This is a genomic window from Pseudocitrobacter sp. CD920760 (assembly GCF_057782505.1).
The window spans coordinates 2,832,542-2,845,027 of sequence record NZ_CM173490.1 but is presented as its reverse complement, the minus strand read 5'-3'; the positions used below and the strand labels follow the sequence as shown (position 1 = coordinate 2,845,027).

15 protein-coding genes are annotated in these 12,486 nt (G+C 54.8%); 10 read left to right on the top strand and 5 right to left on the bottom strand.

Annotation, left to right across the window (positions count from 1 at the left end; all coding sequences use genetic code 11):
* Positions 1 to 36: 36 nt before the first annotated feature.
* Both fnr and ogt read right to left on the bottom strand, forming a co-directional pair.
* Positions 37 to 789 carry a fumarate/nitrate reduction transcriptional regulator Fnr gene (gene fnr / locus AC1MKH_RS13285; RefSeq protein WP_015964308.1) on the bottom strand — a complete coding sequence of 251 codons (753 nt, stop codon included), beginning with the start codon at positions 787 to 789 and terminating at the stop codon, positions 37 to 39.
* Positions 790 to 983: 194 nt separating this feature from the next.
* Positions 984 to 1,499, bottom strand: a complete 516-nt coding sequence (gene ogt / locus AC1MKH_RS13280; RefSeq protein ID WP_276220094.1) for a methylated-DNA--[protein]-cysteine S-methyltransferase — start codon at positions 1,497 to 1,499, stop codon at positions 984 to 986.
* 453 nt (positions 1,500 to 1,952) lie between these two features.
* On the opposite strand from ogt, the gene smrA reads away from it, so the two are divergent.
* Positions 1,953 to 2,516 carry a DNA endonuclease SmrA gene (gene smrA, locus AC1MKH_RS13275; protein WP_276220095.1) on the top strand — a complete coding sequence of 188 codons (564 nt, stop codon included), beginning with the start codon at positions 1,953 to 1,955 and terminating at the stop codon, positions 2,514 to 2,516.
* On the opposite strand, the gene AC1MKH_RS13270 is transcribed toward smrA, so the two are convergent.
* A complete protein-coding gene (locus AC1MKH_RS13270; protein WP_231827175.1) occupies positions 2,513 to 3,319 on the bottom strand; it encodes an IclR family transcriptional regulator domain-containing protein in 807 nt (268 codons plus the stop codon). The two genes, smrA and AC1MKH_RS13270, sit on opposite strands and share 4 nt — an antisense overlap.
* 167 nt (positions 3,320 to 3,486) lie before the next feature.
* On the opposite strand from AC1MKH_RS13270, the gene AC1MKH_RS13265 reads away from it, so the two are divergent.
* The 7 genes from AC1MKH_RS13265 (at position 3,487) to AC1MKH_RS13235 (ending at position 9,283) form a co-directional block, all read left to right on the top strand.
* Positions 3,487 to 4,176, top strand: coding sequence for a 3-oxoacid CoA-transferase subunit A (locus tag AC1MKH_RS13265; RefSeq protein ID WP_276220096.1), 690 nt, complete (start codon positions 3,487 to 3,489; stop codon positions 4,174 to 4,176).
* A 10-nt stretch (positions 4,177 to 4,186) separates the two neighbouring features.
* Positions 4,187 to 4,843 carry a 3-oxoacid CoA-transferase subunit B gene (locus tag AC1MKH_RS13260; protein ID WP_015964314.1) on the top strand — a complete coding sequence of 219 codons (657 nt, stop codon included), beginning with the start codon at positions 4,187 to 4,189 and terminating at the stop codon, positions 4,841 to 4,843.
* 9 nt (positions 4,844 to 4,852) lie between these two features.
* Positions 4,853 to 6,055, top strand: coding sequence for a 3-oxoadipyl-CoA thiolase (gene pcaF / locus AC1MKH_RS13255; protein WP_276220127.1), 1,203 nt, complete (start codon positions 4,853 to 4,855; stop codon positions 6,053 to 6,055).
* 9 nt (positions 6,056 to 6,064) lie between these two features.
* The gene (locus tag AC1MKH_RS13250; RefSeq protein WP_276220097.1) at positions 6,065 to 7,429 is read left to right on the top strand and encodes a 3-carboxy-cis,cis-muconate cycloisomerase; all 1,365 of its coding nucleotides are present in this window, start codon (positions 6,065 to 6,067) and stop codon (positions 7,427 to 7,429) included.
* Complete coding sequence (gene pcaD / locus AC1MKH_RS13245; protein ID WP_276220098.1) at positions 7,407 to 8,171, top strand: 3-oxoadipate enol-lactonase; 765 nt, start codon at positions 7,407 to 7,409, stop codon at positions 8,169 to 8,171. The genes AC1MKH_RS13250 and pcaD overlap by 23 nt, the downstream gene beginning before the upstream one ends.
* On the top strand, positions 8,161 to 8,550 hold the full coding sequence (gene pcaC / locus AC1MKH_RS13240) for a 4-carboxymuconolactone decarboxylase (protein ID WP_015964318.1): 390 nt from the start codon (positions 8,161 to 8,163) through the stop codon (positions 8,548 to 8,550). The genes pcaD and pcaC overlap by 11 nt, the downstream gene beginning before the upstream one ends.
* 559 nt (positions 8,551 to 9,109) lie before the next feature.
* Positions 9,110 to 9,283 (top strand): GhoT/OrtT family toxin, encoded by a 174-nt coding sequence (locus AC1MKH_RS13235; RefSeq protein WP_276220099.1) that lies wholly within the window; start codon positions 9,110 to 9,112, stop codon positions 9,281 to 9,283.
* A gap of 369 nt (positions 9,284 to 9,652) precedes the next feature.
* On the opposite strand, the gene yncL is transcribed toward AC1MKH_RS13235, so the two are convergent.
* Positions 9,653 to 9,748, bottom strand: a complete 96-nt coding sequence (gene yncL, locus AC1MKH_RS13230; RefSeq protein ID WP_015964321.1) for a stress response membrane protein YncL — start codon at positions 9,746 to 9,748, stop codon at positions 9,653 to 9,655.
* 201 nt (positions 9,749 to 9,949) lie between these two features.
* On the opposite strand from yncL, the gene AC1MKH_RS13225 reads away from it, so the two are divergent.
* Together AC1MKH_RS13225 and AC1MKH_RS13220 are read left to right on the top strand one after the other, a co-directional pair.
* On the top strand, positions 9,950 to 10,123 hold the full coding sequence (locus AC1MKH_RS13225; protein ID WP_071843511.1) for a GhoT/OrtT family toxin: 174 nt from the start codon (positions 9,950 to 9,952) through the stop codon (positions 10,121 to 10,123).
* A gap of 72 nt (positions 10,124 to 10,195) precedes the next feature.
* A complete protein-coding gene (locus tag AC1MKH_RS13220) occupies positions 10,196 to 10,975 on the top strand; it encodes an alpha/beta fold hydrolase (protein ID WP_276220100.1) in 780 nt (259 codons plus the stop codon).
* Between the two features lie 18 nt (positions 10,976 to 10,993).
* Here AC1MKH_RS13220 and AC1MKH_RS13215 read toward each other — a convergent pair whose 3' ends face one another.
* Positions 10,994 to 12,427, bottom strand: coding sequence for an aldehyde dehydrogenase (locus tag AC1MKH_RS13215; protein WP_276220101.1), 1,434 nt, complete (start codon positions 12,425 to 12,427; stop codon positions 10,994 to 10,996).
* Positions 12,428 to 12,486 lie beyond the last annotated feature (59 nt).

Sequence of the window (12,486 nt, the reverse complement as noted above, 5' to 3'; positions counted from 1 at the left end):
ATGCTTCCCTTTTTTAATGCATAAAACAGAAAGGCCTCAGGCGACGTTACGCGTGTGCCCCGCGAGAACCGCCAGCGCATCGCTGTTCTCGATGGTGATGTATTTGCCTTTCACCGCCAGCATACCGCTTTTCTGGAAACGACCCAGCAGACGGCTGATGGTTTCAACGGTCAGACCAAGATAGTTACCGATATCGCCACGCGTCATGGTCAGACGGAATTCACGCGGAGAAAAACCACGCTGTGCAAAACGACGAGAAAGGTTATAGATAAACGCCGCCAGGCGCTCTTCCGCATTCTTTTTGGACAACAGCAGGATCATGTCCTGATCGCCTTTGATCTCGCCGCTCATCAGACGCATCATCTGTTGACGCAGGTTCGGCATTTTCCCGGAAAGATCGTCAAGCGTCTCAAACGGAATTTCACAGACCATTGAGGTTTCAAGCGCCTGCGCAAAACTTGGGTGATGCCCGGTACCAATGGCGTCGAAGCCAACCAGATCACCCGCAAGATGGAAACCGGTAATCTGCTCATCACCTTGTTCGGTAATGGTGTAGCTCTTAATCGTGCCTGAACGGATCGCGTACAGAGACTTCAGCTCGTCACCCGCTTTGAACAGGGTCTGACCCTTCTGGATGGGCTTTTTACGCTCGATAATGTTATCCAGCTGATCAAGCTCATGTTCATTAAGAGTGAACGGGATGCAAAGCTGGCTGATGCTGCAATCCTGACAGTGGATAGCACAACCGCCAGATTGAATGCGTCGTATAATTCGCTTTTCCGGGATCATAAGTCTGCTCAAGCCGTAATTGATATTGGTCAATTTTAACATCTTTTTGGTGAGCAGGTAAGTAGCGAAGTCCTGATTCACCCAATATTAAAAAGGTAAATAGTTCCCGCATTTTATCTTATTGATAATTAGTATGTTATTTGGAGCTTTTAGGCTCTCCTGCAATTAATGCTTCCTGAAAACGGCACAGAAGATCAAAGAAGAAGATAGCCTTCGTGGCGCAAAAGCCACTCTTTACGCTGAACACCCCCCGCATATCCGGTCATGGTGCCGTTTCGCCCAATTACCCGATGACAGGGAACCACAATACTGACCGGATTCGACCCGTTGGCAGCGCCTACCGCCCGCGCTGCGCCAGGGCGTCCTAACTGTTCTGCCAGTTGACCATAGTGCATAACGTGGCCACAGGGAATGGTGCGTAGTGCCTGCCACACTTCGCGCTGAAAGGCGGTTCCTGCCGTGGCGGTGGGTAAGGTTTCGATGACGCCCAGGTCACCCTCAAAGTAGTCCGCCAGTTTACGACTCAACCCACCTGGGTTTTGCGCCGCAACGCGCGCGTAGCCTTCGCCGCGATAGTGAATGTCAAGCAACTGTTCCATGCGATCGCTGTGCTCTTCCCATTCGATGGCGCGCAGGTGAAATGTTTCATCACACAAGATCCACAGCGGCCCAAGTGGGGTGGCGATTTTATCTTCAAGCAGGGTTAGCATCAGTTATCTACCTGTTGTTAAAGCATAAGTTTTGTCCAGAATATCATGTGGTCAGGACGAGAGGTATACTCCTGAATTGTCAATTGCGATGCATCGTCGGCGGGGCAGAAGCAGGGAAGAAAAACAGGGATTCGATGACATCCTCGAATCCCACAGTGAACAGCCGGGCGTTTCCAAACGGTTTCCGCATTTTTATCCGTTGTGCAGATGAGTCATTTATAACGGTTTTTGGTGCGATTGCCAGCAAAACTGAGGTGATATATTTCACATAATTGCAACAAAAACAAAACATTAGTAGTGTTTAAGTTTTAGTTAAGTCGCGTTGAATTTTTCAACAGATGAGTCAGGGAATAATCAGTCAGACGCCGCATAATCGGCTTGAGGGGAAAACGCATTGAGAGGCGTCTTCCGCGTCGCTATAGTAGGGCGTCCGTTGCAAACTGGGAGATTCTCATGAACCTTGACGACAAATCGCTGTTTCTTGACGCCATGGAGGATGTCCAGCCGCTAAAACGCGCACAGGATGTACACTGGCAACCTGCCCGCAATGCGCGAGCGCCACAGCGCATCGATACCCTGCAACTCGATAACTTTTTGACGACCGGCTTTCTTGACATCGTCCCGCTTTCAACGCCGCTTGAATTCAAACGCGAAGGGTTACAGGTAGGTGTGCTCGATAAACTCCGGCAGGGTAAATACACCCAACAGGCGAGTCTTAACCTGCTGCGCCAGCCGGTCGAGCAGTGTCGGCAGAATCTGTACGCGTTTATCCTTGAGGCGCAAAAGCAAGGGCTACGTAATCTGTTGATTATTCATGGTAAAGGCAAGGAAGAAAACTCACACGCCAATATCGTTCGTAGCTATCTGGCGCGCTGGCTGACGGAATTTGATGACGTCCAGGCCTTCTGTAGCGCACTGCCGCACCATGGCGGCAGCGGGGCGTGCTATGTGGCGCTGCGCAAATCGGAAGCCGCGAAACAGGACAACTGGGAGCGCCACGCCAAACGTAGCCGCTAGCGCAGCAGCAAGGAGAGTTCTGTCGCGGCTTTTTGCAGTTCCGGCAGAATGCGCGACAATAATTCCTCTGCCGACACCTGGCCGGCGTGCACCCCAACGTTCAGCGCCGCTTCTACCTGGCCTTGCGGATTAAACAGCGGCACCGCCAGCGAACGCAGCCCCATTTCCAGCTCCTGATCGTTCAATGCGTAGCCCTGCTGACGCACCAGTTTCAGCTCGCTTTTCAACTTACTCACTGAGGAAATCGTCTGCGGCGTATAGCGAATCATAGTGATGCGCGCCAGCATATCATTGAGTTTCTCTTCGGGTTGATAACTTAGCAGCACGCGGCCCATTGAGGTGGACCAGGCGGGCAGGCGGCTGCCGATATCCAGATCAATCGTCATGATGCGTGAACTGGATGCCCTGGCGATATACAGGATATCGTCACCGTCCAGCGTGGCAATGGAGCATGATTCATTCAGCATGTCGCTTAAGTGTTTCAGCACCGGCTGTGCTGAACGCGCCAGCGGTGTTGACGCCAGCCAGGCGTGACCGAGCGACAAAATTCGTGGCCGCAGCTGAAAGTTTTTGCCATCTTCGGCATAGACAAATCCCAGCTTACCCAGGGTATACAAACAACGACGCACGGCAGCGCGTGGAATGCCGGTTTTTTGGCTAATCTGGGAAATGGACATCAAACGTCGCTGCGGGGTAAAGGCCTGAATCACTTCCAGGCCGCGCGCCAGCGACGCCATAAAGTTCGGGTCGCCCTTAAACGGATCGCTATCGCCCGTCAGAATATCGTCGGGATGTTTCTCCATTTTTCTCTCCGTATTTGCCATCGATCACATTCTTTCGCTAAAGATACATGATGTTCGATTATCGCACCATATTTCGATTATCGCCCTTGACCGACATCGTTAACCGGGTCACATTTTGTTCGAACAACGAATAAAAGTGCGATAACCGCACATCAAGGAGCAACCTGATGATTGATAAAAGTGTATCGACACTGATCGATGCCGTGGCGGGAATCCCCGATGGGGCGACCATCATGATTGGCGGTTTTGGCCCCGCCGGACAACCGACCTACCTGATTGATGCGCTGATTGAACAGGGTGCGCGCGACCTGACCATCATCAACAACAACGCGGGTAACGGTGAGATCGGCCTGGCGGCGCTGCTCAAAGCGGGCCGGGTACGCAAAATGATCTGCTCATTCCCGCGCCAGGTCGACTCGCAGATTTTCGATGACCTCTATCGCCGTGGCAAAGTTGAACTGGAACTGGTGCCGCAGGGCAACCTGGCGGCACGCATTCAGGCGGCAGGTTCCGGGCTGGGTGCGGTGTTTACCCCAACCGGTTACGGCACACCGCTGGCCGAAGGCAAAGAAACGCGTGAAATCGACGGGCGTCATTACGTGCTGGAATATCCGATTAAAGCGGACTACGCGCTGATTAAAGCCCATCAGGCGGATCGCTGGGGCAATCTGGTGTATCGCAAAGCGGCGCGAAATTTCGGGCCAATTATGGCTACGGCGGCCAAAACGACCGTGGCGGAAGTCTCGAATCTGGTCACGCTCGGTGAACTGGACCCGGAAAACATTATCACCCCGGGGATTTTCGTTCAGCGCGTCTTCTCGCTGGAAAATCTTACCGCACACGCGCAGCGCGCATAAGGAGCCTTCAATGCAAAAATTGTCTCGTGACGATATGGCAAAACGCGTCGCTCAGGATATCCCTGAAGGGGCTTACGTGAATCTCGGTATCGGCCTGCCAACGCGTATCGCCAACTATCTGCCGGCAGATAAAGAAATTTTCCTGCACAGCGAAAATGGCCTGCTGGGCATGGGGCCAAAACCGCAGCCGGGTGAAGAAGATCCTGAGTTGATTAATGCGGGCAAAGAGTATGTCACCCTTTTGCAGGGCGGCTGCTTTTTCCATCACGGCGACTCGTTTGCCATGATGCGCGGCGGTCACCTCGATATCTGCGTACTTGGCGCGTATCAGGTTTCGGCCAGCGGAGATCTTGCGAACTGGAGCACGGGCGCACCGGATGCCATTCCGGCGGTAGGCGGCGCGATGGATCTGGCTATCGGCGCGCGTCAGGTCTTCGTCATGATGGATCACCTCACGCGCGACGGTGAGTGCAAGCTGGTACAGCACTGCACTTATCCGCTGACCGGAGTGGGCTGCGTCAGCCGTATTTATACCGACCTCGCTGTCATCGATATCACCGCAAAAGGCCCGGTGGTACGCGAAATTTTCAATGACCTCTCTTTTGACGAGTTGCAGCGCGTCACCCCGGTCAAACTGATTAACCAACAAGTGGCGGAAACCGCGTAAGGAACTATGATGAATCAAGCATTTATCTGCGATGCGGTGCGTACACCGTTTGGTCGTTTCGGCGGTACGTTATCCAGCGTTCGTGCGGACGATCTTGGCGCACTGCCGCTTAAAGCACTGCTGGAACGCAACCGCGGCCTCGACCCGGCGCGTATTGATGATGTGATTTACGGCTGTGCTAACCAGGCGGGGGAAGATAACCGCAACGTGGCGCGGATGGCGCTGTTGCTGGCCGGTTATCCGGAAACGGTGCCGGGCAGCACTATTAACCGTCTGTGTGGTTCAAGCCTTGACGCCATCGGTGTGGCGGCGCGCGCCATTAAAAGCGGTGAAACGCAGTTAATGATCGCGGGCGGCGTAGAAAGCATGTCGCGTGCGCCGTTCGTGATGGGCAAGGCGGAAAGCGCGTTTAGCCGCAGCATGAAAATGGAAGATACCACTATTGGCTGGCGCTTTGTTAACGCTCAGATGAAAGCCCTTTACGGCGTTGATTCGATGCCGGAGACGGCGGAAAACGTGGCGACAGAGTTTGGCATTTCGCGGGCCGATCAGGATGCCTTCGCGTTACGCAGCCAGATGCGTACCGCACAGTCGCAGGCTAACGGTATCTTTACCGACGAACTGATTGCGGTTTCCATTCCACAGCGCAAAGGCGAGCCGCTGAGTTTTACTCAGGATGAACATCCGCGCAGTACCTCACTGGAGGCGCTGACGAAGCTGAAAGGTGTGGTTCGCGCTGACGGTACGGTGACGGCGGGAAATGCCTCCGGGGTTAACGACGGTGCCTGTGCTCTGCTGCTGGCAAGCGAACAGGCGCTGGCGCAGAACGATTTACAGCCGCTGGCGCGCGTGGTTGGCGTGGCAACGGCGGGCGTTGCGCCACGCATCATGGGCTTTGGCCCGGCGCCTGCGGTGCGTAAAGTTCTCGCACAAACCGGGTTAACGCTCGGCCAGATGGATGTGATAGAACTGAATGAAGCTTTTGCCGCACAGGCGCTGGCGGTGCTGCGCGATCTGGGCTTGCCTGACGATGCGGCGCACGTTAACCCGCATGGCGGCGCGATTGCGCTGGGTCACCCGCTGGGCGCATCCGGCGGTCGTCTGGCGATGACTGCGGCGTATCAGCTGCGTCGTACCGGTGGACGCTACGCGCTGTGCACCATGTGTATTGGTGTAGGTCAGGGGATTGCGCTGATCATTGAACGCGTTTAAGGAGCAGGAATGAGTTTGTTGACCCCGTTATTGCGCTCAGGCGCGCTAACGAGTCTTTTCAGCGATGAACAGGTGGTGCAGGGGATGCTGGAGTTTGAGGCCGCGCTGGCGCGGGCTCAGGCCCGGTGCGGTGTGATTCCGGCTTCCGCGGTAGAGCCTATCGTTACTGCCTGTCAGTTCCACAACATCGATTTTCCGGCGCTGGCTGCTGCCGCTGCCAATGCCGGAAATCTGGCGATTCCCCTGGTTAAACAGCTCACTCAGAAGGTGAAGACGCAGGACGCCGATGCGGCTCGCTATGTGCACTGGGGGGCAACCAGTCAGGATGCCATTGACACCGGGCTGGTGCTGCAATTACGCGCGGCGTTAATGCAAACCGACCGCGATCTCGCCGCGCTTACCGCCATTCTGGCGCAGCAGGTTGAGCGCTATCGCACCACGATTATGCCGGGGCGAACCTGGATGCAGCACGCGCTTCCCATTACCTTCGGTCTGAAGCTCGCCGGAACCCTCGATGCGCTCTTGCGCTGGCAGGAACGGTTAACCCAGCTCCGACCCCGTGTACTGGTTCTTCAGCTTGGCGGTGCAGCGGGAACGCTCGCATCGCTAAAAGCCTCGGGGCCACAGGTGGGCGACGCGCTGGCGCAAACGCTGAATCTGGCGCTTGCCGACACGCCGTGGCACAGCCAGCGCGACAGGTTGCTGGAAGTCGGTGCATGGTACGCCGGGCTTTGCGGCACGCTGGCAAAATTTGCGAACGATTTCTCTTTATTAATGCAGACTGAAGTGGCGGAAGTGAGCGAGCCCATTGCCGAAGGGCGCGGCGGCTCATCGGCTATGCCGCATAAACGCAACCCGGTAAGCTGTGCGGCGATTCTGACGGCGGCGCAGCGCACTCCGGGGCTGATGGCGACGCTCTACGCCAGCCAGATTCAGCAGCATGAACGTGCGCTCGGCGGCTGGCAGGCAGAGTGGGAAGTGCTGCCTGAACTCATTTCATTAGTGGGTGGGGTGATGGCGCAAAGCGATTACCTGCTGCGCGGGATGCAGGTTAATGCAGCCAAAATGCGTGCCGACCTGGAGATCACCCATGGCCTGATTATGGCGGAAGCCGTCACGCTGGCGCTGGCTGAATTTATCGGTAAAGCCGATGCGCATCATCTTGTCGAAAAGCACTGTCATCAGGCTATCGATCGGCATCAATCGCTGATTGAGCTATTACAAAATGACCCGCTGATAAGCCAACACCTCTCTGCGTCAACGCTGGCGCAGCTGCTTGACCCGGCCACTGCGCTGGGTAGCAGTGACCATTTTGTGCGCCAGGTGCTGGCGCGTTACAAGGAGCAGTGTCATGAACATTCACTATCAAATTGACGGGCCACAAGATGCGCCTGTGATTGTCCTTTCCAACTCCCTTGGTACCTCGCTTTCTATGTGGGAGCCGCAGCTCGCCGCATTAACACAACAGTTTCGCGTGCTGCGTTACGATACACACGGTCACGGTCAGACGACAAAACGTGGGAAAGTGACCCTCGCGCAACTGGGCGAAGATGTGATATCGCTGCTCGATCATCTCAATATAGCGAAAGCCCATTTCTGTGGCATCTCAATGGGCGGCCTGACGGGCATCTGGCTGGCGCGTTTTGCGCCGGAGCGTTTTTTCTCTGTTAGCGTAGCAAATACCGCAGCGAAAATCGGCGAACAGTCAGCCTGGCTTTCGCGCGCGCGTACGGTGCGGGAAGAGGGCATGGATGTGGTGGCGGCGGGTTCAGCAGACCGCTGGTTTACGCGTGCCTTCCGCCAACATGAACCGGAAACGGTTGAGCAACTGGTGCATCAACTCGCCCGTTCGGAAGCCGAAGGCTACGCCGAATGCTGTGAAGCGTTGGCCGCTGCCGATTTGCGCGGTGAAGTGGCAGAAATTCGTTTGCCGATGCTGATTATCGCCGGGGAGCACGATCCGGTGACAACCGTGGCCGATGCGGATTTTCTGCATCAGCACGTTCCCGGTTCGCAGGCGATTACGCTTTGTGCATCGCATCTCTCCAACGTCGAAGCGGCTGCTGCGTTTACTGAGGCCTTAGCGGCATTTGTTCGGGGGCAGAATGGACGATAAATCACGTTACGAACAGGGGATGAACGTGCGGCGTAAAGTGCTGGGCGATGCTCACGTGAATCGCACGCTGGATAACCTTAAACCGTTAAACAGTGAGTTTCAGGACTTTATCACCCGCTATGCGTGGGGCGAAACCTGGACGCGCCCTGGGCTGGATCACCACACGCGCAGTATGATAACCATCGCTATGCTGATTGCGCTTAACCGGGAAGCCGAGCTCAAAATGCATCTTCGCGCGGCGTTCAACAACGGCGTGACGCGTGACGAACTAAAAGAGTTGATTATGCATTCGGCCCTCTACTGCGGTCTGCCCGCGGCCAACGCCACCATGCATCTGGCGCAGCAGGTGTTCGATGAACTTGACGCACAGGCTCGTTAAGCGGGCATAAAAAAGCCAGCCCGTAGGGGCTGGCATTATCATGGCGTGGGGGTTATTCCCTGTTATCGTCGTGCAACTGATGATGCGCCGTGGCGTTTTCGCTATCAGTGGCAATGGTCAGATAATGGTCCGCGACGCCCGCGACCACAATCAATAGTAAGAGTACTATTGATGCTGCTTTTAACCGCCTCCTTTCCCTGATTCAGCGTTGATGTGTCGCGTTAATAACCGGTTCCGCCAGACGCACGTGAAGCGATGCTCCACAGGTTGGCAGATAACCGAGTGCTCATGCTAATCATTACTTAATTAAACCCAGTTCGTAACGCGATGGTGCAGGTTTGCTCTTTGGCAATTCATTAGTTTGGTGAATGCTCCACGAAAACAGCCGCGATGTCCATATTTAGCTTAAGTATCATTTCCACTCATCTATTAATTGCGCAGTAATCGGGCACTTTTCCTGGTTATTGCGCGCTGCGTGGTTTTGTGATCGTCCAGGAATTGCAGTGAAAAGGAATAACGCATAGTACGCGCGACAGTCAGCAAGGAGGCACGAACAAAAATGACGGTGTTTGAAAAAATGATGATGGTCTATCTGGCGATCGGCGTCGTGAGCGGTGTCACAACCTGGTATCTGGCCCGCGATAAGCCGGGTATTCGCTTGCTGTGCGCGCTGCTCATTGGCGCAACCTGGCCGCTGAGCTTCCCCGTAGCGCTGCTGTTTTCACTCTTTTAAGCCTGAACCGCCGTTTTGACATATCAGGAACAACGTGCGAGGATCCGCGCCGTTATTAATTCTGGTATTCGAATCGGTTATGAATAAGACGGTATTTTGCGCCATTGCATTGATGGCAGTTATTGGAGTCGGAACACATGTTTCAGCTCATCGCGCGGTAGATTGTACACAACAGGGTGGCGCTGAAGCAGCATGCGTAGCCTCGGTATGGGATATGGAAAAGGTGAATCCTCTTCCGCAGTACAATCCGGATAATGGCGCACTGGAACCCGCGTCAAGAACCGTATATACCTCTGCCTTTTCAGGGCGTTAAGTAGCAAAAATCAAAAGCAGACAGCACACTGCTTTTGATTTTTTGCAGCTAAACCCTTAAGACAGCCAGCTAAAGCGTGCGAGCAGCAACGAAGCCAGACCCACTGCTGCGACGACATTAATCAAGACAACGGTTTTGCTTGAGACGTCCATTATTATGCCCTTTGTGAGTTAACCAGAGGATTTATAGTCCGCATTTATCAGTTTCGCAATACTATTAAATGGTGGTTATGAATATAAAGCGGTGAACGAAACGGCAAATACTCCGTCTGTACTCCGTTAGTCGAACTTGATCTACATCAAAAAAAATAGCATATTGCGCCCGGTTGTTAATTTATTATGCGGGCAATTTGGATGACGCTGTACCAGAATATGCTGATTTTCTACGCCGTGATGGCGACTCTCTGTGCTTTTATCACCTGGTTCCTGACCAAAGAAACCCCCACCGTTCGCCTGATGGCGACCGTATTGATTGGCGCGACCTGGCCGTTTAGCTTCCCCGTTGCCCTGATGCTCTCATTGTTCTGATTCCGGACAACCTGCTGGTAACCTAATGCGTGGTACTGTATAAAATTACAGTCATTCATCAGGAGGTTACCCATGAAGTCTTTTTACTCGATCATTGCCGGTGCCACCGTTCGCTTTCATGACTTACCGGGTCAAGGCGTTCCTGTCGTTTTTATTCACGGCCTCGGCTGTGCTTCTTCCTACGAATATCCCCGTATTGTTGCTGATGAAGCCTTCCGTAACCGTCGCGCATTGCTGATCGATCTTCCCGGTAGTGGTTACAGTGACAAACCGGCGGATTACTCGTTCAGCGTCAGCGCGCAGGCTCAGGTTATAGCTGAGCTTCTTACCCATTTGCACATCAATGACTGTTATCTCTATGGTCACAGTATGGGGGGCAGCATTGCGATTGAAGCGGCGCAGCTATTAGGACACCGCGTGCGTACCCTGGTGGTTTCTGAGCCCAATTTTTATCCCGGAGGCGGTATGTTCAGCTGCAAGATTGTTGAACAGACGGAGGCTGCATTTATTGCTACCGGTTTTACCCGGTTAGTCGCGGCAGAAACCACGCCGTGGGCAGGCTGTGTGCAGAACACGGCTCCCTGGGCGTTATGGCGTGCGGCGAAGAGCCTTGTCGACGGTGTATCGCCTGACTGGATGTCACGTTTTCTGGCGCTGAAGTGCGCAAAAGCGCTAATTTATGGTGCGCATTCACTCCCCGCTTCGGATGCGGATGAAGTAGCCGCAGCGGGTATACCGTTGCACATTATTCCTGATGCCGGGCACTGTATGTCATGGGAAAATCCGTCCCTGTTGGCGGAGTCGCTGGATGCTATCTTCTCAGCGACGCAGAACAAACACTCCGGCCCGTAGGCCGAAGTAAGGGCATAATCAGAAAGGTAACGGCCGTGGCTGGGTTTGCATTGTTATCCAGCGCAGTTCAGTAAATTCATGAATACCTGCCCGGCCGCCAAAGCGCCCATAGCCCGAGTCTTTGCAGCCGCCGAAGGGCATCTGCGCCTCATCATGAACGGTTGGCCCGTTGATGTGGCAAATGCCGGTTTGCAGGTTCTGCGCAACATTCCACGCGCGGGCGGTATCGCGGCTGTACACGGCAGAAGAGAGGCCGTAGGGGCTATCGTTAGCAATACTGACAGCCTCATCGATATCACGCGCGCGAATAATGGCTTTTACCGGGCCAAAGGATTCCTCATGCCATAAACGCATGTCCGGGGTAACGGCATCGATTAGGGTTGCTTTCATCAACGTTGAATCCGCTTTGCCGCCGGTAAGCAGACGAGCACCTTTTGCCAGCGCATCGTCTATTAATGAATTGCAACGCTCAACCGTTTTCATGTCGACCACGGAGCCGAGCAGCCCTTTAGGGAGCCCGTTTACCCGGTTGACCAGCGCATCAATAAACGGGGCCGCAATGGCGTTATCAACAATAATGCGCTCGGTTGACATACAAATTTGTCCGGCGTTGGCAAATGCGCCAAAGGTGGCTCCGGCGGCGGCCTGCTCAATATCGGCATCATCAAGAACCAGCAGCGGTGCTTTGCCGCCCAGTTCAAGCACGACGGGTTTCAGATAGCGGGCACAGGTTTGCGCGATAATTCGGCCAACGGCGGTAGAGCCAGTAAAGTTAACGCGGCGTATTGCCGGATGAGCGATAAGTTGTTCGACGCGGGCGGGGGCAGATTCTGGCGTGAAAGTGAGGTAGTTCACCACTCCTGGTGGGATTCCAGCGTCAGCCAGTGCGGTAATGATCAACTCCTGTGTGGCGGGTGATAGTTCAGATCCTTTAAGGATCACTGTATTCCCGCAGGCCAGCGGCGTGGCGATAGCGCGTACGGCCAGAATAACCGGCGCATTCCACGGTGCCATGCCGAGTACAACCCCCGTTCCCTGACGCGTAGCCAGCGCAATGTTACCTGGGGTGTTAGAGGGAATGACCTGGCCTTCAATCTGGGTCGTTAGCGCTGCTGCTTCGCGCAGGATCTCCGCGCCAAGATGGACGTTAAACCCGGCCCACTGTTCGGTGGCTCCGGTCTCTGCGTGCAGGGTAGCGACAAACTGTTCGCGGCGATGCTCAAGCGCATCAGCGGCGGCAAGCAGTAAACGACGGCGCTCGCCGGGCGAGGTGTCGCGCCAGCCAGGGAAGGCCGCGGCAGCAGATTGTGCCGCACGTTCGGTGTCCTGTTGCGAGGCTGCCGATGCCACGCTTGCCGTGTCGCCGGTAACGGGGTTCAGTCGTGTGTAAGTTGCGTTATCCGCAGCGGCGCAAGCTTCGCCGTTAATAAAAAGGGGGCTGGTTATTGTCATGTTGACCTCATATGCACGGAAGACGCGTTGAGTGTAGAGTCCGGCTGTGAGGCTGCCCA

Bases quoted from the DNA above. Each gene is read 5' to 3' on its own strand.
- fnr (WP_015964308.1), bottom strand. From the start codon at position 789: ATGATCCCGGAAAAGCGAATTATACGACGCATTCAATCTGGCGGTTGT.
- ogt (WP_276220094.1), bottom strand. From the start codon at position 1,499: ATGCTAACCCTGCTTGAAGATAAAATCGCCACCCCACTTGGGCCGCTG.
- smrA (WP_276220095.1), top strand. From the start codon at position 1,953: ATGAACCTTGACGACAAATCGCTGTTTCTTGACGCCATGGAGGATGTC.
- AC1MKH_RS13270 (WP_231827175.1), bottom strand. From the start codon at position 3,319: ATGGAGAAACATCCCGACGATATTCTGACGGGCGATAGCGATCCGTTT.
- AC1MKH_RS13265 (WP_276220096.1), top strand. From the start codon at position 3,487: ATGATTGATAAAAGTGTATCGACACTGATCGATGCCGTGGCGGGAATC.
- AC1MKH_RS13260 (WP_015964314.1), top strand. From the start codon at position 4,187: ATGCAAAAATTGTCTCGTGACGATATGGCAAAACGCGTCGCTCAGGAT.
- pcaF (WP_276220127.1), top strand. From the start codon at position 4,853: ATGAATCAAGCATTTATCTGCGATGCGGTGCGTACACCGTTTGGTCGT.
- AC1MKH_RS13250 (WP_276220097.1), top strand. From the start codon at position 6,065: ATGAGTTTGTTGACCCCGTTATTGCGCTCAGGCGCGCTAACGAGTCTT.
- pcaD (WP_276220098.1), top strand. From the start codon at position 7,407: ATGAACATTCACTATCAAATTGACGGGCCACAAGATGCGCCTGTGATT.
- pcaC (WP_015964318.1), top strand. From the start codon at position 8,161: ATGGACGATAAATCACGTTACGAACAGGGGATGAACGTGCGGCGTAAA.
- AC1MKH_RS13235 (WP_276220099.1), top strand. From the start codon at position 9,110: ATGACGGTGTTTGAAAAAATGATGATGGTCTATCTGGCGATCGGCGTC.
- yncL (WP_015964321.1), bottom strand. From the start codon at position 9,748: ATGGACGTCTCAAGCAAAACCGTTGTCTTGATTAATGTCGTCGCAGCA.
- AC1MKH_RS13225 (WP_071843511.1), top strand. From the start codon at position 9,950: ATGACGCTGTACCAGAATATGCTGATTTTCTACGCCGTGATGGCGACT.
- AC1MKH_RS13220 (WP_276220100.1), top strand. From the start codon at position 10,196: ATGAAGTCTTTTTACTCGATCATTGCCGGTGCCACCGTTCGCTTTCAT.
- AC1MKH_RS13215 (WP_276220101.1), bottom strand. From the start codon at position 12,427: ATGACAATAACCAGCCCCCTTTTTATTAACGGCGAAGCTTGCGCCGCT.